The 18,179-nt window shown below is 71.2% G+C and carries 16 protein-coding genes; 14 read left to right on the plus strand and 2 right to left on the minus strand.

Going from position 1 to position 18,179, the window contains the following annotated elements:
• Positions 1 to 11 precede the first annotated feature (11 nt).
• Positions 12 to 2,201 carry a BTAD domain-containing putative transcriptional regulator gene (locus tag OG472_RS23175; RefSeq protein WP_405941974.1) on the minus strand — a complete coding sequence of 730 codons (2,190 nt, stop codon included), beginning with the start codon at positions 2,199 to 2,201 and terminating at the stop codon, positions 12 to 14.
• A gap of 434 nt (positions 2,202 to 2,635) precedes the next feature.
• Here OG472_RS23175 and OG472_RS23180 point away from each other — a divergent pair, with 434 nt between their 5' ends.
• Together OG472_RS23180 and OG472_RS23185 are read left to right on the plus strand one after the other, a co-directional pair.
• Positions 2,636 to 3,241: an RNA polymerase sigma factor gene (locus OG472_RS23180; RefSeq protein ID WP_405831051.1), complete on the plus strand. Its 606-nt coding sequence runs from the start codon at positions 2,636 to 2,638 to the stop codon at positions 3,239 to 3,241.
• Positions 3,238 to 4,014, plus strand: coding sequence for an MGMT family protein (locus OG472_RS23185; RefSeq protein WP_405941975.1), 777 nt, complete (start codon positions 3,238 to 3,240; stop codon positions 4,012 to 4,014). Before OG472_RS23180 ends, OG472_RS23185 begins: the two co-directional genes overlap by 4 nt.
• Positions 4,015 to 4,099: 85 nt before the next feature.
• Here the strand turns inward: OG472_RS23185 and ddaH (OG472_RS23190) are convergent, their stop codons facing one another.
• Positions 4,100 to 4,966, minus strand: coding sequence for a dimethylargininase (gene ddaH / locus OG472_RS23190; RefSeq protein ID WP_362851242.1), 867 nt, complete (start codon positions 4,964 to 4,966; stop codon positions 4,100 to 4,102).
• 334 nt (positions 4,967 to 5,300) lie between these two features.
• Between ddaH (OG472_RS23190) and OG472_RS23195 the strand changes: the two genes are divergently transcribed.
• The 12 genes from OG472_RS23195 to OG472_RS23250 are packed head-to-tail and all read left to right on the plus strand — an operon-like array spanning position 5,301 to position 18,169.
• A complete protein-coding gene (locus tag OG472_RS23195; protein ID WP_401610029.1) occupies positions 5,301 to 6,614 on the plus strand; it encodes a SidA/IucD/PvdA family monooxygenase in 1,314 nt (437 codons plus the stop codon).
• Positions 6,615 to 6,668: 54 nt separating this feature from the next.
• Positions 6,669 to 7,037: a cupin domain-containing protein gene (locus tag OG472_RS23200; protein WP_030714028.1), complete on the plus strand. Its 369-nt coding sequence runs from the start codon at positions 6,669 to 6,671 to the stop codon at positions 7,035 to 7,037.
• The gene (locus tag OG472_RS23205; protein WP_401610025.1) at positions 7,034 to 8,653 is read left to right on the plus strand and encodes a class I tRNA ligase family protein; all 1,620 of its coding nucleotides are present in this window, start codon (positions 7,034 to 7,036) and stop codon (positions 8,651 to 8,653) included. The genes OG472_RS23200 and OG472_RS23205 overlap by 4 nt, the downstream gene beginning before the upstream one ends.
• Positions 8,654 to 8,668: 15 nt before the next feature.
• Positions 8,669 to 9,997, plus strand: a complete 1,329-nt coding sequence (locus tag OG472_RS23210; RefSeq protein WP_405941976.1) for an MFS transporter — start codon at positions 8,669 to 8,671, stop codon at positions 9,995 to 9,997.
• A 14-nt stretch (positions 9,998 to 10,011) separates the two neighbouring features.
• Entirely contained in the window at positions 10,012 to 11,259 is a 1,248-nt protein-coding gene (locus OG472_RS23215) for an ATP-grasp domain-containing protein (RefSeq protein ID WP_401610021.1), read from the plus strand.
• Positions 11,252 to 12,076, plus strand: a complete 825-nt coding sequence (gene ddaH, locus OG472_RS23220) for a dimethylargininase (RefSeq protein ID WP_405941977.1) — start codon at positions 11,252 to 11,254, stop codon at positions 12,074 to 12,076. Before OG472_RS23215 ends, ddaH (OG472_RS23220) begins: the two co-directional genes overlap by 8 nt.
• The gene (locus tag OG472_RS23225; protein ID WP_327415049.1) at positions 12,073 to 12,408 is read left to right on the plus strand and encodes a hypothetical protein; all 336 of its coding nucleotides are present in this window, start codon (positions 12,073 to 12,075) and stop codon (positions 12,406 to 12,408) included. Before ddaH (OG472_RS23220) ends, OG472_RS23225 begins: the two co-directional genes overlap by 4 nt.
• Positions 12,405 to 14,183 carry an ABC transporter substrate-binding protein gene (locus OG472_RS23230; protein WP_405941978.1) on the plus strand — a complete coding sequence of 593 codons (1,779 nt, stop codon included), beginning with the start codon at positions 12,405 to 12,407 and terminating at the stop codon, positions 14,181 to 14,183. The genes OG472_RS23225 and OG472_RS23230 overlap by 4 nt, the downstream gene beginning before the upstream one ends.
• Positions 14,183 to 14,686, plus strand: coding sequence for a YbaK/EbsC family protein (locus tag OG472_RS23235; protein ID WP_383565110.1), 504 nt, complete (start codon positions 14,183 to 14,185; stop codon positions 14,684 to 14,686). Before OG472_RS23230 ends, OG472_RS23235 begins: the two co-directional genes overlap by 1 nt.
• Positions 14,687 to 14,691: 5 nt before the next feature.
• Positions 14,692 to 15,954 (plus strand): ATP-grasp domain-containing protein, encoded by a 1,263-nt coding sequence (locus tag OG472_RS23240; protein WP_405941979.1) that lies wholly within the window; start codon positions 14,692 to 14,694, stop codon positions 15,952 to 15,954.
• 35 nt (positions 15,955 to 15,989) lie between these two features.
• Positions 15,990 to 17,135 (plus strand): NAD(P)/FAD-dependent oxidoreductase, encoded by a 1,146-nt coding sequence (locus tag OG472_RS23245; protein WP_401610012.1) that lies wholly within the window; start codon positions 15,990 to 15,992, stop codon positions 17,133 to 17,135.
• A gap of 29 nt (positions 17,136 to 17,164) precedes the next feature.
• A complete protein-coding gene (locus OG472_RS23250; protein ID WP_405941980.1) occupies positions 17,165 to 18,169 on the plus strand; it encodes an MmcQ/YjbR family DNA-binding protein in 1,005 nt (334 codons plus the stop codon).
• Positions 18,170 to 18,179 lie beyond the last annotated feature (10 nt).

An 18,179-nucleotide genomic window follows, 5' to 3' on the forward strand; every position in this document is an offset into this window, starting at 1 on the left:
CGCCCCCCGTGTCACACGGCGTGCAGCCGCTCCGTGTCGCCCTGCAGCGCCAGCCTGCGCGCGTAGCGCAGGAGCGGAGCGGGCAGCGAGAACCGGCCGGGCACGCATTCGCGGAGCAGGCTCGCACCGACCAGGCGCCGCAGCAGGTGCGTCGCCTCCATCGGGGTCGTGCCCGCCAGGTCCGCCATGGTGTACGCGTTGACGAGGCGCCCCTCGGTCTGCGCGAGCAGCCTGAAGCAGCGCCGCACGGGTTCCAGCAGGGACACGTAGGAGAGTTCGAACGCCGCGTGGGCCGCGGCGAACAGGTCGTCGCTCGCGACCGGCAGGTCCGAGAACGCCCCGGCCTCCTGCAGCTCGACGCAGAGCTGGGCGATGCCGCTCCCGGGATACTCCGCGAGCCGGGCCGCGAGGAGCCGGATCGCCAGCGGCAGACCGCCGCAGTGCCGGACCAGTGCCATCGCGGCCAGCGGCTCGGCCTCCACGCGGCCGCTGCGCAACAGCCGGCCCAGCAGCGCCAGCGCCTCGTCCCGGTCGAGCACGTTGAGGTCGAGCCGGGGCACGCCGTCCCGGGCCACCAGCCCCGGCAGGGTGTTGCGGCTCGTGACCAGGACCGCGCACCTGGCCGTTCCCGGGACGAGCGGCCGGATCTGGCTCTCCTCGCGCGCGTTGTCCAGGACGATCAGCATCCTCCGGTCGGACAGCAGGGTCCGGTACAGGTTCGCGGCTTCGTCGAGGGTGTCGGGGATCTCCCCGTCCGGCACGCCCAACGCCCGCAGGAAGGAGGCGAGTACCTCCTCGGGGCGCAGCGGACGCCGGTCGCCGTATCCGTGCAGGTCGCCGTACAACTGCCCGTCCGGAAAGCGCTCTCTGACCAGGTGCGCCCAGCGCACGGCGAGCGCCGTCTTGCCCACCCCGGGGAAGCCGGTGATCAGCGCCGCCGGCACCTGGCCGCCGCGCTCGCAGGTGGGCAGGAGCAGCCGGTCCAGCTGGTCCAGCTCGGTGCCGCGCCCGACGAAGCCCGTGCTCCCGGCCGGCATCTGGGACGGCCGGGGCCTCGGCGGCGGCGCGGTGGCCGGCCGCCGTACGGGGGGTGCTCCCGCGCCGGACGCCGCCCGTTCGGCCACCGGTCCCGTCCTCGGCCACGGAAGCTCCTGGTGCAGGATCCGCAGATGGGCGCGCCGCAGTTCGTCGCCCGGCTGGACGCCCAGCTCCTGGTCGAGTCGGCGCGTCACCCCGGAGAAGACCCGCAGCGCCTCCTGCTGCTCCCCGCAGCTCGCCAGCGCCAGCATGAGCGAAGCCTGGAGGCCCTCGTGCAGCGGCTCCTCCTCGCTGGCGGTGCGCAGCGCCTGCACCACCTGCCCGGGCCGGTGCAGCTGCAGGGCGAGGTCCGCGTACAGCAGCAGGCTCTCGACCCGCTGCCGGGCGGCCGCCGTGGCGGCGGGATGGTGCGGCAGCAGCGGTTCGCCCGCCAGGAGAGGTCCGCGCCAGCACTTGTAGGCGCGTCCGGCCAGCTCGTGGGCGGCGGCCGCGTCGCCGGCCCCGTGCGCCTGCCGCGCCCGCAGCGACAGGTCCTGGAAGCGGGTCAGGTCGACCTGATCGCGGTCCAGGGCCAGGGCGTAGCCCGTGTGCGTACGCGTCAGGAACGAGTCGGCCGGCACCCCGGTGGCGGAGTCGGAGGGGAGCAGCAGCCGGCGTGCCTGGCTGATGTACGTGTGGACCAGGCTCTGGTACGAGCGCGGGGGGTCGTTCGGCCACAGGGCGTGGGTGATCTCGCCCAGGCTGGCCGGCTCCGGGTGCTGGAGTGCCAGCAGGGCGAGTAATCGCCGCACCTTGGTCGCCTGCACGGGCGTCTCGACGCCCCGGTACCGGACGGACAGCGGCCCGAGGATGCCGATCTGCAGGCGCCCGTCGGCGGGGCGCCCGTCATCACAGGGGCGCGCGGCATCGCGCGCGGGCGGTGCAAGCCGGCGCGCCGCGTCCGCGTCGAGGCCGAGCGCGTCGGCCAGCAGCTGCAGCGTCCGTGTCTGGGGCCGGCGCACCCGGCCCTGCTCGATGTCGCGCAGCGTCCGCACGCTCACTCCCGCGCGTTCCGCGAGCTCGTGCTGGGGCAGGCCGGCCCGCCCCCGGAACGACCGGATCCGCTCACCGAACGACCAGCTGCAGTCCTCTGCGGATCTCGTCCCGAATACGCGGTTCTCCAACGTTCCCCCTGGTGGCTGAGGTGCAGCTCGGTGGCGCCTTTCCAGCGGCTGCGAGCGGAAGGTGCGCGGCGACGGAACGCGCGAGGCGCCGTCCGTTGGGATCTTCGGATATCGGGTCACCGTGCGGTGCCGGACGGTGCGGCACGACAGGAAAGAGGGCGAGAGGACAACGCCTGAAAAAAGGTTTCCCCAATTCTCCCTGCACAAGGGTCGACATCGTGCCCCCCGAAATCCCGCAGGACCATGAACAATTCGAATCGTGGGGGCGGATCGGCGCCCACGATCCGACCGTAACTCCAAAACCTTGATCATCAGGTGTCGCTTCTGGCCAAGAACACCGTGGTTTTGGCCAGAAGCGAAAAAATCGAGTGTGTGTGCCCGCGTCCGGTGCAACGGTCTCGCCCGGTCCGGTGTTTACCAGGACGATGGACGAGATGGCTCTGCCGCTGACGGAACTGCTCGCGACCGACCTGGACGACGGGTTCACCGAACTCGTACGCACCCAGGCCGGTGCCGTGCGGTCCGTTCTGCTGCGCCTCTCGGGCTCCGCGCGAGAGGCCGACGATCTGGGCCAGGAAACCTTCCTGCGCGCCTATTCCGCCCTGCGCGAGTACTCCGCCGAGCGCCGCAGGCAGCTCCAGCCGCGCGCCTGGCTGCTGACCATCGCGGCGAACGTGTGGCGCAACCACCTCCGTACCCTGAGCCGCCGGCCCGGTGTTGCCGACGGCGTCGAAGTCACGTGTGCCGAGACCCTGGACGACGCTCCGGGGCCGGAACAGCGCGCGCTCGACGGGGCGCGGCGGGCCCGGCTGGTCGCCGCGCTGTCGGGTCTGCCGGACCACCACCGGCTGCCCGTGGTCCTCAGGTACATCGGCGAGCTGACCTACCAGGAAATGGCCGCGGTCCTGGACTGCCCGGTCGGAACGGTGAAGGCGCAGGTGTCGCGGGGTCTGGCCACTCTGCGCGCCGAGCCCGTCTTAGCCGCCGACCGCACGCGGCACGGGCCGGCCCGAGAGGAACGGAAGGAGGCGGCGGGATGAGACTGCCGGACGAGTTGAGCACCCTGCGCCAGGTGGCACCCGCAGGGTTCGCGGTACGTGTGCTGGAGCGCGCCGGTGTTCCGGCGCACCGCTACGACTGCTACGTACACACCGGCTCACCGGTCGGCCCCCTCTACGTGGCTCACGGGCGGGGAGCGGTGACCGGTGCCGCCGCCACGGACTGGTACGCCGACGACACGGCGTTCGAGGAGGCCTACCGGGCCCGGACCGGGCGATCGGTGCTCTCCGGGACCAAGCCCCCGCCGGGTCTGGCGCGGGCCCTGCGGGGCCGGGACCGGACCCTTCGCTACGACTTCGGGCCGCTGCCCGAGGAGCAGAGTGCGGTCCTGCAGGCCACCCGGCTCATCCCGTTCGGGCAGCTGCGTCCGACGGGCTGGCTGGCCCGCGAGGCCGGACTGCCCGCTCTCGCCCCCGCGCAGGTGATGGCGGCGGTCCGGGCCAATCCCGTGCCCGTACTCGTGCCGGCGCACCGGGTGTGCCGGGACGACGGGCTGCCGGCGGACTGCGGGCTGCCGGCAGCCTTCGAAGGGAGACTGCGGGAATGGGAGGGCGTGGACGCCGAGCGGGTGGAGCGGTTCGTACGCCTGGGGGCCCGCTTCCTGGGCAGCGGGACCACGCGGATCTTCTGCTACCCGACGTGCGCGCACGCGCGCCGCATCACCGCCCGGCACGAGGTGCCGTTCACCTCGGCCGACGAGGCCGCCGCAGCCGGGTTCCGGGGCTGCCGCAGCTGCCGGCCGGCCACCGTGTGACGGGAGCGGCCGGGCCCCCTTCCGTGCTGCCGCGTCAGCACGGAAGGTGCGGGGCGTCCGCAGGCCGCGCCCCGTCCGGCACCGCTCAGCGGTCGCGGAGTTCGAGCGTGCAGCACTTGACGCTGCCGCCGGCCTTGAGCAGCTCGGAGAGCTCGACCCCGATCGGCTCGAAGCCCCGCGCGCGCAGCTTGGCGTGCAGGCCGGTGGCCGCGGCGGGCAGCAGCACGTGGCGGCCGTCGGAGAAGGCGTTGAGCCCGAACACGGCGGCGTCCTCGGCGTCGGCCAGGATCGCGCTCGGGAACATGGCGCGCAGCACCGCCTGGCTGCCCTGGGAGAAGGCGGCCGGGTAGTACATGACCTCGTCGTCCGACAGGACGGAGAGCGCCGTGTCCAGGTGGTAGAACTCCGGGTTCACCAGCGTCAGCGAGGTGACCGGGAGACCGAAGAACTCCTGCGCCTCCGCGTGGGAGCGCGGGTCGGTGCGGAAGCCGGTGCCGGCCAGCAGGCGCCGCCCCACGGTGAGGATGTCGCCCTCGCCCTCGTTGACGAACTCGGGCCACAGCGTGTCCGTGTAACCGCGGCCTTCCAGCCATCTCAGGTACGCGGGCCCCTCCGCGGTGCGCTCCGCGTGCCGGAAGCGGGCCCCGTAGACCTTGCCGTCGACCACGGTGGCGCCGTTGGCCGCGAACACCATGTCGGGCAGGCCCTCGATGGGGTCTATCTCCTCGACCACGTGGCCGAGTTCGAGGTACAGCTCGCGCAGCCCCTCCCACTGCTTGACCGCGAGCGCATTGTCCGTGGCGTGCTGCGGGTTCATCCACGGGTTGATCGAATACGTGACGTCGTAGTGCCGGGGCCGGCACATCAGCAGACGGCGGCGGGTGGCGACGCGGGTGGGGCTTTCCGAACGGTAGAGAGCGCCGGCGGGGGTGATGGGCTCGGTGAGCGGCACGAGGGCTCCTTCATGGGGTGCGGATGGAAGCCCGGCCGCCCGAGGGATGTTTCGGGCCGGCCGGAAGCGCGAACGCGACTGATCACTGGGGCCAATGGAAAAGGCGCTCCGCATTGACCGGAAGCAGTTCGGAACACCGGCCAATCAACCCTCTGACCAGGCCCTCGGCCGAGTTGATTGTCCGTGTCCGGCTTCGCTTCCGGGCAATCGGCGGCTCCCGTGGAATGTGGACATCACCCGGTTTCGGGAGGCGACGCAAGGACGGGAAAGAGACCCCGAACCGTCCTGCCCGACCGTACGAACCTGTCCACCTGTTCCATCTGGAGGTACTTCCATGGCGCATCGCAACGTCGAACTGCTCGCAGTCGGTGCAGGACCGGCGAACCTCGCGCTGGCGGTCGCCGTCGAGGAGCTCGCTCCCGAGCTGGCCGGCGACACCCTGCTCATCGAACGCGAGCAGGACATCGTGTGGCAGCGCGGCATGCTGCTGCCCGACGCGCTCAGCCAGGTCTCCTTCCTCAAGGACCTGGTCACCATGCGCAATCCGTGCAGCCGCTTTTCCTTTGTCAACTTCCTTCACTCGCAGGAGCGGCTCGACGCTTTCGTCAACCTGGCCAGCTTCGTTCCGTACCGCAGCGAGATATCCGAGTACCTGCAGTGGGTGGCCGACGAACTCGCCGCGGTAAAGGTCGAATACGGCCGCGAGTGCACTTCCGTCGAAGCGGTGAACGGCGAGGACGGCGAACTCTCCGGCTGGCTGGTCACCCTCGCCAACGGCGACACCATCGGCTGCCGTTACCTGGTGATCGGCGCCGGCCGTGACGCCCACGTCCCCGCGGTGTTCGACGGCCTGCCGGCCGAGCGCGTCATCCACAGCACGCAGTACACGCAGCGCATCGCCGGGGTGCGCGCGGACCTGCCGCACCGGGTCGCGGTCATCGGCGGTGCGCAGAGCGCGGCCGAGCTGTTCGGCGCGGCCCTGCGGGACCTGCCCGAGTGCAAGCCGACCATGATCATGCGGTCCATCGGCCTGAACGGCTACGAGAGCAGCAAGTTCACCAACGAGCTGTACTACACGTCCTTCATCGACGAGTTCTACGAGTCCTCGCCCGAGGCCCGCCAGCAGCTGCTCGCCGAGATGTACCGCTCCAACTACGGCGGTCTGTCCCCGGCCACCCTCGACGGCCTGTACCGGCAGTTCTACCAGGACCGCCGCAGCGGCCAGGAGCGCCTGGCGCTCCACCCCATGACCGACGTGACCGCCGCACGCATGGACGGCGAGGAGATCGTCCTGACCCTCGTCGACCGCAAATCGGGTGCCGAGCGGGAGATGCGCACGGACCTCGTGCTCCTGGGCACCGGTTTCGTCCGCGAGATGCCGTGGGCGGTCAAGGCCCTCGCGCAGTCGATCGGACTCGACGAGATCAACGTGAGCCGGAACTACCGGCTCGACCTGGGCCGCCCGGCGACCGCCGCCTGCTACCTGCAGGGCGTCAACGAGGCCACCCACGGCATCGCCGACTCGCTGCTCAGCGTGCTCGCCGGCCGCTCCGCCGAGATCACCCAGGACATCGTGGCGCACCGCCGGTCGAGAGCGGTGGAGATCCCGGTCCAGGAGCGCGAGCTCGCGCTCGCCGGCGCGGTCTGAGCCCCGCGCGCCCCTCACGAGCCGTACCCGCCTGACGAGGAGAGAACGACCCACATGCTCACCCAGCCACTCGACCGCGAAGGACTGACGCACGAGAACGGCCTCGACGCGCAGCGGCTGCTGCCCTGGCCCGAGCTCAACGCCCCGTTCGAGGGGTCCTGGTGCGTGATCCGCCCCGGCACCGCGTCGACCGCCCACGCCCACCACGAGTACGAGATCTTCATCGCCGTCGCCGGCACCGCCGTCCTGGAGTCGCAGGGCGTCCGCAAGCCCTTCACGACCGGGGACATCGTGCACTTCACCCCGGGCTCCGACCACCGGGTGATCAACGAGTCCGACGAGGACTTCGAGATGTACAGCGTCTGGTGGGACCTCGACATGACGCAGCGGTTCGCAGCACGCCACGAAGGAGCCCAGGCATGACACGCCGTACGGTCATCATCGCGCCGCCGCCGACCCCCAACGGGGACCTGCACACCGGGCACCTGGCGGGCCCCTACCTGGCCGGTGACGTGCACGCACGCTACCTGCGGGCCTCCGGCCGTCCGGTGATCTTCACCAGCGGCACCGACGACAGCCAGACCTACGTGGTGTCCAGCGCGGCGAAGGCGGGCCTGACGCCGGAGGAGCTGGCCCTGCGCTCCGCGACGCAGATCCGCGCCACCCTGGAGGCGGCCGGCATCTCCGTGGACGGCTTCGCCCCCTTCGACAAGGGGTACCGGCAGACCGTCATCGACTTCGTCACCGACCTCCACAACGACGGCGCGTTCCGGCTGAAGACCGTGCGCCTGCCGTACGTCGAGGCCACCGGCGAGTACCTCATGGAAGGCCTGGTCGCCGGCGACTGCCCGGTGTGCCTGGTGGAGAGCCGCGGCGGACTCTGCGAGTCCTGCGGACACCCCAACAACTTCGACGAGCTGCTGCGTCCGCGCTCCACCGTCGACCCGGACGCCGTGGTCACGCACCGCGAGGCGCAGATCCTCGTGCTGCCGATGGAGGAGTACCGCGACCGCCTCGCCGACTACTACGTCCGGCACCGGGACGTGCTGCGGCCGCACACCGCGCAGCTGGTCCGCGAGGCGCTGGAGCGTCCGCTGCCGGACTTCCCGATCACCTACCCCACCGGCTGGGGCATCCCGGCGCCGTTCACCGAGACGCCGGGCCAGGTCCTCAACGCATGGGCCGAGGGCATGGCCGCCTCGATGTACTGCACCTGGTACGCGGCGGAGCAGCTCGGTGAGCACACCGACCGCTACGACGAGCACTGGCTGTCCGAGCACGGCATCGACCTCGTGTACTTCCTCGGATTCGACAACGTCTACTTCTGGGGAATGACGCACCTGGCCCTGCTGATGGCGCACGGCGACCGGTACGTCGAGCCGCACGCCATCGTGTCGAACGAGTTCTACGAACTGGAGAACCAGAAGTTCTCAACGAGTAAAGGCCACGTGGTCTGGGCCGCCGATCTGGTCGCCGAGGTACCGCGCGACCTGGTGCGCTTCTACCTGGCCCTCACCGCGCCGGAGCACTCCCGGACCAACTTCAGCCGCGAGGCGCTCGACACCCTGGCGAGCTCCCGGCTCGTCGAGCCGTGGAACCGGCTCGCGGGCCGCCTGGAGGAGCTGCTCGCCGGCGTCCCGGCGGACGCGCCGCTCCCGGTGTCGCAGACCGGCGCCGAGCACGCGGGCATCGTCGTCGGGCGGTTCCGCTCCCACTACGAGCTGGAGAGCTTCAGCCTCCACCGCGCCGCCGACCTGGTCGTCGTCCACCTCGACCGGCTGCTGAAGCAGGCGGACCGGGTGGCGGCCGACGTGCCGACCGACCTCGGGGACCTGGTCCTCGCCGTCCGGACGCTGACGGCCTGCGCTGCTCCGCTGCTCGTCGACGTCGCGGCCCGTGCCGAGCGGGCCGGGGCCGACCTGACCCTTCCGGCCGGCGCCTTCGCCGCCGACCCCGTCGCTCCGCTGCGACTCCCCCTCCTGTCCACCGCGGTCGGGGCGTTCGAGCCCGTGGCCGAGCCGGTCGACATCCGAGCCTGACCTCCGAGGAGCACTGTGTCCACGATCGCCCCGCCCCGACCCAATCGGGCAGAACGACTGCTCATCCCCGCGACCTTCATCACCAACCTGGGCAACGGCATCCAGCTCACCGCCGCCTCGTACCTGGTCTTCACCGAGGCCAACACCATGCTCGCGGTGAGCTGGCTGATGATCGCCGTCACCATCCCGCAGGTGGCGCTCTCCCTGTTCTTCGGCAAGCTCGCCGACCGCTTCGACCGCCGGACCCTGGCGATGGTCTCCGACCTGGCCAGCGCGGCCGCCGCGATCGGCCTGCCGGTCTGGCTGGCCCTCGGCGGCAACCCCTCGACCGTCAGCTACGTCGCCAGCTTCGTCCTGTCGATCTCCGCGGCGCTGTTCTTCCCGGCCAGCAACGCCCTGATCAAGGAGCGCATCCCGGAGTCGCGGCTGGCCCAGTTCAACGGCAACGCCGAAATCGCCATCCAGGGCGGCACGCTCGCCTCGGCGGCCCTCGGCGGCTGGGTGATCGTCTGGGTCGGCACCACGTCGCTCTTCTACTTCAACGCGATCACGTTCCTGGTCTCCGCCGCCCTGCTGTTCTTCATCGGCCGCCGTCCGGCCGGCGAGGGCGCCGGCACCCCGGAGACCGTGGCCAAGGCCGCTGCCGCTGCCGCCGCCCGCCTGACCGGTTCCCGCCCGCCGCTGGCCCGTCTCGCGGTGCTCTACATCATCGGCAACATCGTCATCATCGTCGGCAACAGCATCATGCTGGTCCTGGTCATCGAGGGCTTCAAGTCCAACGCCGGCTACCTCGGCATCGTCGACGCCCTGTTCGGCATCGGTGCGCTCTTCGCGGCCTGGGCCTTCAAGAAGATCAGCTCCAAGGCCACCGTGCTGAAGACGGCCCTGATCGGCTACCTCGCCTTCGCGGTGCTCCTGTCCCTGGAGTCCGTCCACCTCTACGCGATGATGGCCGTCATCCCCTTCGCCGCCATCGCCTTCTGCGTGGCCCGCATCTCGGCCCGCACCGCCCTGATGAGCGCGGCGCCCGAGGAGAAGACGGGCTTCGTCTTCGGTGCCACCAACGCCTTCGGCCTCGCCGCCGGCACCACCGCCGTCGTCCTGATCTCGCTCCTGGTCGACTCCACCAACGTGAAGAACGGCTTCTACGCCCTCTCCGCCCTGGTCGTGGTCATCGCCACCATCACCGTCATCTCGCTCAGCAAGCACGACCGTGAGGTCGCCGCCGCCGCTGCCGCCGAGGAGTCCGAGGCCGTCGCCGGGGCCGCCGAGGTCGCCGAGCCCGCCGCCGAGGTCACCGAGCGCGCCGCCGAGGCCCGCGAGTCCGTACCGGCCAAGGTCTGAGGGGGGAAGCAGAGATGAAGCTGCTCGCCATCGAGGCCAGCCAGAACGCCACCTACTACATCTCCCGCTACCAGCAGGTCCAGGACCTCGGAGCAGAGGTCTACGTCCTCAACGGACTGGGCACCGAGGACTTCTGGGACGCGGAGCGCTACCGGATCGCCGGATCCAAGCACATCGAGGACATCGTCACGGCCGCCAAGGTGTGGCACGCGGAGGAGGAGTTCGAGGGGGTCCTGACCTTCTCGGAGTCCGGGGTCGTCACGGTGGCGGTCGTCGCCGAGGCGCTCGGACTGCCGAGCATCGGCTTCGAAGCGGCCCGGACCAGCCGCAACAAGCTGCTCATGCGCCAGGCGCACGAGCGCGGCAGCGCGGCGCATCCCGGCTTCCGGTACGCCCCCGACGCCGAGGCCGCCCTGACGGCCGGTGAGGAGCTCGGCTACCCGCTGATCCTCAAGCCCACCCTGGGCGCCGCCAGCAACTTCGTCTTCAAGGTCGACGACCCCGAGGAGATGAGGGCCCGCTTCGCGGACGCCACCCTGGGCATCGAGACCATGACCTGGGCGCTGATGGAGGCGGACGGCCTCGACCTCGGCCCGAACGGGATCATCGTCGAGGGCTACCTTGACGGCCACGAGCACCTCATCGAGGCGCTGGCCTGGGACGACGAGGTGTACCTCGGCTCCATCGTGGACCGGATCACCGTCGAGAGCGGGACCTTCGACGACGACGTCCACCACGCGCCGAGCTCCCTGACCCCCGAGCAGGTGGCCGCGGTCCACGAGGTGGTCCGGGACGCGGCCCACGCCCAGGGACTGCGCCGCTCCGTGCTGCACGCGGAGGTGAGGTTCCACCAGGGCAAGCCCTTCATCCTGGAGATCGCCATCCGTCCCGGCGGCGGCGGGCTCGACCACATGGCGCGGATCAGCGCGGGCCACGACCCCATCCGGTGTGTGGTGGACGTGGCCCGGGGCACCCGGCCCGACGTCTCGCACTACTCGCCGACCTCGGTGCACACCGCCGCGATGTGCCTGATCAGCGGGGCCGGCACGGTCGAGTCGATCGAGGTGCCGCAGGACGTCCCGTCCTCCGTGTTCTTCCTCAAGATCACGGCCACTCCGGGGACCGTCATCAAGCGTCCGCCGGCGGGCAACAACATCCTCGGCTTCCTCGGGGCCACCGGCGAATCGCTGGAGGAGGCGCTGAGTACCGCCCACATCGTGGCCAGCCGCATCCGTACGGAGATGAGGCCCGAGCATGGCTGAGTCCCCGCGGCGCACGGCCACGAAGCGCCACTACCTGATGTGCCGGCCCACCCACTTCGAGGTGAGCTACGCGATCAACCCGTGGATGAACCCCGAGAAGCCCATGGACGCCGACCTGGCCCTGGCCCAGTGGGAGCGGGTCCGGGACCTCTACCTCGGCCTCGGCCACGAGGTCTCCGCCATCGACCCAATCCCGGGCCTGCCGGACATGGTGTTCTCCGCGAACGGGGCCACCGTGGTCGACGGCAAGGTGCTGATCGCGAAGTTCCGCCACCGGGAGCGGGCGGCCGAGGCCGACGCCTACCGGGCCTGGTTCGAGGGGCACGGCTACACCGACGTCAGGGTCCCGGAGTACATCAACGAGGGCGAGGGGGACTTCGCCCCGGCCGGCCGGCGGATCCTGGCCGGCGCGGGATTCCGCAGCGACCCGGGTGCGCACGAGGAGCTCCGTGAGTTCTTCGGCCTGCCGGTGGTCGGCCTGGACCTGACCGACCCCCGCTTCTACCACCTGGACACCGCGCTGTGCGTCCTCGACGACGACCTGGTGGCGTACTACCCCGCCGCCTTCTCCGAAGAGAGCCGGGACGCGCTGCGGGAGCTGTACCCGGACGCGGTCATCGCCACCCGGGAGGATGCCGATGCCTTCGGCCTGAACGCGGTGAGCGACGGACTGAACGTGGTCCTGACGGAGACCGCCACCCACCTGATCGGTGAGCTGCGCGAGCGCGGGTTCGAGGTGCACGGCGTGGACATGTCCGAACTGCTGAAGGCCGGTGGCGCGGTCAAGTGCATCACTCAGGAGATACGACGCCCGTGATCGATTACGACGGCAGAAGTTTCCGCAACACCGGTTACCCGGCGGGCGAGGACGCCCCCGTCGGCCACTACCACCAGGAAGGCGACCTGCTCTGGGCCGACTTCGACGGAGGGCCCGTCCGCAGGGGCTCGCTGAACGGGCGGGTGGAGTCCGACGGGAACCTCGAATTCGCCTACACGATGGTCCTCGCGGACGGCGAGGTGGTCGCCGGCAGGTGCTGGAGCACCCCGGAATTCCTGGACGACGGACGGATCCGGCTCAACGAGCGCTGGGAGCGCTACGGAGCCCACTCGGACAGCGGCGAATCCGCACTGGAGGAGGTAAGGACATGACCAAGCCCACCACCCCGCTCCGCGGGGGCAGCGTGACCTGGGCCTGCACCAGCGGCTTCAGCCCGGTCTTCATCTTCCCGTTCACCCCCGGCGAGTACTACGGGGTGGCCAACCTGCACGAGTTCCAGACGCTCATGTACCGCCCGCTGTACTGGTACGGCACCGGCGGGCAGCCGACGGTGGACTACGAGCGCAGCCTCGCCGAGCCCCCCGAGTGGAGCGAGGACGGCCGCACGGCGACGATCACCGTCAAGCCGTACAAGTGGTCGAACGGCGAGACGGTCGACGCCGACAACGTGATGCTGTGGATGCACCTCCTGGAGGCCGAGAAGGACAGCTTCGGCGGCTACACGCCGGGCTTCTTCCCGGACAACCTGACGGGCTACGAGAAGGTCGCCGAGGACAAGGTCAGCTTCACCTTCGACCGCGCCTACTCGCACAACTGGGTGCTGATGAACCAGTTCAGCACCATCACCCCGCTGCCGAAGGCCTGGGACCGCACCGCCGACGACCGGCCGGCCGACGCCACGCACGACCCGGCCCAGGCCTCCGCGGTCTACGCCTACCTGCGGGCCTGCAACGACGAGCGCAAGAGCTGGGACACCAGCCCCGTCTGGAGTGTTGTCAACGGACCCTGGAAGCTGAGCAGTTACACCATCGACGGTATCTCGGGCGAATGCGTCCTGGTGCCCAACGAGAGCTACTCGGGCCCCAACAAGCCCTACCTGGACGAGTTCCGGCTCGTGCCCACCGGCTCGGACACCGAGCAGTACGAGATGCTCCGCCGCGGCCCCGGGGCCCTCGACGGGGTGCAGATCGGCTTCCTGCCCTTCGACGAGGTTGCCGAGCCGGCCGAGGACCTGCTGGCCGGCGGGCCCAACCCGCTCGGCGAGCACTACGACCTCGTCCCCCAGCTCACTTACAAGATCCATTACTTCCCGATCAACTTCAACAACCCCACCGTCGCCGGAAAGATCTTCAAGCAGCTGTACTTCCGCCAGGCGCTGCAGTCCTGCCTCGACTCGCGCGGCGCCATCCGCGACGTCTACAAGGGCTACAGCTACCCGACCACCGGGCCCATCCCGGCCCTGCCCGACAGCCCGCTGCTCTCACCCGCCGCGCACGAGGACCCGTACCCCTTCGACGTCGAGGCGGCCCGCGCCTTCCTGACCGAGAACGGCTGGGACACCAGCACCACCCCGGGCCGTTGCGTCCGCGAGGGCACCGGACCCGGCGAGGCGGGAGAGGGCATCCCGGCCGGCACCCCGCTGCGGTTCTCGATGCGGTACGCCCAGGGGCACGAGACCCTGACCGCGGTCATGCGCAAGTTCGCCGCCGACGCCGCACAGGCCGGCATCGAGATCGAGCTGACCGAGGTCGAGGCGAGCGTCCTGGTCCTGGAGGACACCACCTGCACCCCGGGCCCCGACAGCCCGTGCCTGTGGGAGTTCAGCGACTGGAACGGCGGCTGGGGTTACGGCCCCGGCTTCTACCCGACCGGAGAGGCCCTCTACTCGACCGGGTCCTCGGTCAACTTCGGCAGCTACAGCGACCCGAAGGCCGACGAGCTCATCGCGCGCACGGTGGTCAGCGACGACCTGGAGGACCTCTACGCCTACCAGGACTACATCGCGCAGCAGGTCCCGGTCATCTGGATGCCCAACTTCCCCTTCCGTCTGCTGGAGGTCGCGAAGGACCTCCGGGGCGTGGCCCCGGTCAACCCCTTCGGGCTGATCAATCCCGAGGACTGGCACTACGTCGGCGAGGTGCTGTGATGTACCAGAGGCTGATCGACCACCTCGACGGGCACCAGGCCCGCTACCGGCTGATCGACCACCCCGCCGAGGGCCGCACGGACCTGGCGAGCGTGCTGCGCGGCCACCCGCTGGAGCAGGCCGCGAAGTGCATCGTCGTCCGCGTGAGCATCACCAAGCGGGTCGGCAAGTACGTGCTCGCGGTGGTGCCCGGTGACCGGCAGGTCGACCTGGAGGCGGTCGGCTCGCTGTTCGGCGGCGGCCGCACGGCCTTCGCCACGCCGGAGATCGCCGAGCGGCTGGCCGGCAGCGTCTGCGGCACGGTGATGCCGCTGAGCTTCCACCCCGATCTGCACCTCGTCGTCGACGAGGGCCTGATCCTCACCGACGAGATCTACTTCAACGCGGCCCGCCTGGACCGCTCCGTGGCCCTGTCCACCCCCGACTACCTGGCCATCGCACAGCCCCAGCTGGCGGCGATCGCGACGGCCGGCGACCGGGTCCTGACCCACTCCGCGAGGTGACCGACATGACTGATGACGCCCACACGACCGATGACGGCGTGGTGATCCTGGTCGGCAGCGGACAGCGCGCCTACCGCGAGTACCTGCTCGCGGGCGCCGCCCGGCGGCGCCCGATCTGGATCCTGGACGCGGTGGATCCGACCTGGCAGAAGGAGTACGTCATCGGCTCGACCACCGTCGAGCTGCTCGACCGGGAACGCCTGGTGCCCGACCAGGAAGGGCTCGTCAGGGCCGCCGAGGCGGTGGCCGCCGAGCACCGGGTGGTGGGGGTGTTCAGCTACGACGAGACGCTCGTGGTGACCACCGCGCTCATAGCCGAGCGGCTCGGCCTGCCCGGACTGACCGTGCGGGGCGCCGACAACTGCCGCAACAAGCACAACACTCGGCGGCTGCTGACCGCCGCCGGACTGCCCCAGCCGCACTTCGCCTACGTGACCGACGCCGAGCAGGCGCTCGCGGCGGCCGACTCCTTCGGCTACCCGGTCGTGCTCAAGCCCCGCGGCATGGGGGCGAGCATCGGCGTCATCCGCGTCGACGGACCGGAGGGGGTCCGCCCGGCCTTCGAGGTCGCCGACGCCGCCGGCCACGGCGGGAACAGCGACTACGAGGGCGGGGCACTGGTCGAGGAGTGCGTGATCGGGCCCGAGATCAGCATCGACGGCGTGGTCTTCGACGGCGGCTACACCCCGCTCTTCCTCGCGCACAAGGAAGTGGGCCTGGAGCCCTACTTCGAGGAGACCGGGCACGTGGTCAGCGCCACCGACCCGCTGCTGGCCGACGAGGAACTGCTGGGCATCCTGCGCGACGCCCACCGGGAGCTGGGAGTCGGCTACGGGATCACCCACACCGAGGTGAAGCTGACCTCCCGCGGGCCGGTGATCATCGAGGTGAACGCCCGGCTGGGCGGCGACCTCATCCCGTACCTCGGCAGCCTCGCCACCGGGATCGAGCCGGGCGAGGTGGCCGCGGAAGTGGCGACCGGCACCCGCCCCGAGTGGACGCCGGCCAAGGCCCGCACCGTGGGCATCCGCTTCCTCTACCCGCACCAGAACGGCACCGTCCGCTCGGTCGACGTGCCCGCCGCCCCCGACACCCCGGGGCTGCTGGAGGCGAACGTCATGGTCCGGCCGGGGACGACGCTGCTGCTCCCGCCGGACGGCTACCTCAGCAGGTACGCCAACGTGATCTGCGCCGGCGAAGACCGGCCGGACTGCGAGGAGCACCTCGCCAAGGCCGCCGCACTGACCACGATCGTCCTCGACAGCTGACACGTCGGCACCGGAACACTGAAAGGAGGTGTGTGATGTCGGCGAGGGTGACGGTAGTGGGCGGCGGTGTGATCGCCCTGCTCACGGCAGTCGAATGCGTGCTCGACGGACACAAGGTCACGGTCGTGGACCAAGGCCCCATCCCGCACAGCAGAGCCACCTCTTTCGACCAGCACCGGATCCTGCGGGCCCTGCACCCCTCGGATCCGCAGGCCACGGCGGCCGCGCTGCGCGCGCACCACCGCTGGGTCGAACTGGAAGATCTCTTCCTGACCCGCTTCTACGAGCAGGTCGGCGCCCTCACCGTGCTGCCGCCCGCGGCGGCCTCGGAAGCGGCGGCGATGCTCGGCAACGCCGGAGGCAGCGTCAGGGAACTGACCGCGGCCGGCCTGTCCGACCGCTATCCGCACCTGCACGTGGACGGCGGTCTCGGCGCGGTACTCGAGGACGAGGCGGGGGTCCTGCTCGCCGAACGGGTCCTCGCCGCGTGCGTCGGCTGGCTGAAGTGGCAGCCCGGCATCGAGCTCATCGAGCACCGGGCCGTGACCGCCGTCGACGGCGAGGGCGGCAACGTACGGCTGGTGGACGGGCGCGTCCTGCACGGCGACGCGGTCCTGGTCGCGGTGGGCCCCTGGTCCCGCGGACTGATGCCGGAGGGCATCGCCGAGCGGCTGACGCTGTTCCGCCAGTCCCTCCTCTACTGCAGGGTGCCCCGGCACCAGGCGCAGGCCTGGGCGTCCACCCCGGCCATCCCCGCGCTCGGCACCAAGGGGGGAGCCTGGCTGATCCCGCCGGTGGCGGGCACGGCCCTCAAACTCACCTCGGCCACCGCCTGCCGGGTGGTGGACGAAATCACCGACCACGCCACCGATCCGTACTGGCAGCGCCGGCTGGAGAAGGAGTTCGGGGACCTGCTGCCCGGCTTCGGCCCGGCCTGGGTCACGGCCGCCAAGGACGCCTACTACTCCTCCTTCTCCGAGACCGGCGGGCCGCTGGTGGTCGCCCTGGGCGGCGACGCGTACGCGTACGCGGCCTGCGGGGGCACATCCTTCAAGTTCGCGCCGCTCATCGCGCGGTCGCTGGCGGACCGGCTGACCGGCCGGGCCCCGTCACCGATCGGGCTCGGCGCGCTCGACGGGCCGCCGCTGGACGCCCTCGCCCCGCAGCTCGCGGGCCGGTGAGCCGGCGGCCGGGGCCGAAGGAGGAAACGGTGGCCACGACGGATGACGTACGCAGGCTCGCGCTCAGCCTGCCGAGGACCGAGGAGCACCTGATCCGGGACCGGGTGAAGTTCCGGATCGGGAAGATCGTCTATCTCGCCCTCTCCCGGGACGAGACCGAGCTGGGCTTCGCCTTCCCCAAGGAGGAGCGGGCGGCGCTCGTCGCCGCCGAACCGGCGAAGTTCTTCATGCCCCGTGCGTCCGACCTGCGCTTCAACTGGGTCGAGGCCAGGATGGCGGCCCTCGACCCGCAGGAGCTGACGGAACTGGTCACCGAGGCCTGGCGGATGGTGGTGCCGGCCCGGGTGGCGCGCGACCACCTGGCCCCGGCCGCGCCACCGCCGCCGCCCGCTCCGTCCCTGGCCGAACTGCGGGCCTCGGCCGAGGTGTTCAACGGTTTCGCGGGGGTGGACCGGAGCTGGCTGGCGCTGCGCGAGGAGACCGCCCCCGGCCTCGACCTCTCCGTCGCCGCGCACCGCGCCGCCCTGCACCGCTGGCTGAACTCCTGGGGCTGCCGCATCCGGTACCCGCGGGAGGGGGAGCCCGACCTGTTCGGGGCGGGGCTCGCCGCCTGGTGGGAGCGCCACCCCCTGCCGCAGACGCCGCTGTCCCGGCTCACCCCCCGCGAGATCGCCCGCTTCGCGCGGGCCTACGAGGAACTGGCCGCGCTGCCGATCGGCCGCCGCAGCCTCGGCCCGACCGCCGCGTCCAAGGCCCTGTACGCCCTGCGGCCCGACTCGGTCATGCCGTGGGACGCGGCCATCGCCGACCGGCTCCACGGCGTACGGGACGGGGCCGCGTTCGCCCGCCACCTGGAGACCGGCCGGACCTGGGCGCGGGCGGCGCTCGCCGAGGCCGGCGGCCCGGACGAGCGGACCCTGTGCGCCGGCATCGGCCGGGCCGGGGTGTCCCTCGCCAAGATCCTCGACGAACACCTCTACGTCACGATCACGTACGCGGCGGGCCGGCAGGGCCCCGGGCGGTCCGACGCCTGAGGGGACGACG

Origin of the sequence: Streptomyces sp. NBC_00207, assembly GCF_045160965.1 — a bacterium.
GTDB lineage: Bacteria > Actinomycetota > Actinomycetes > Streptomycetales > Streptomycetaceae > Streptomyces.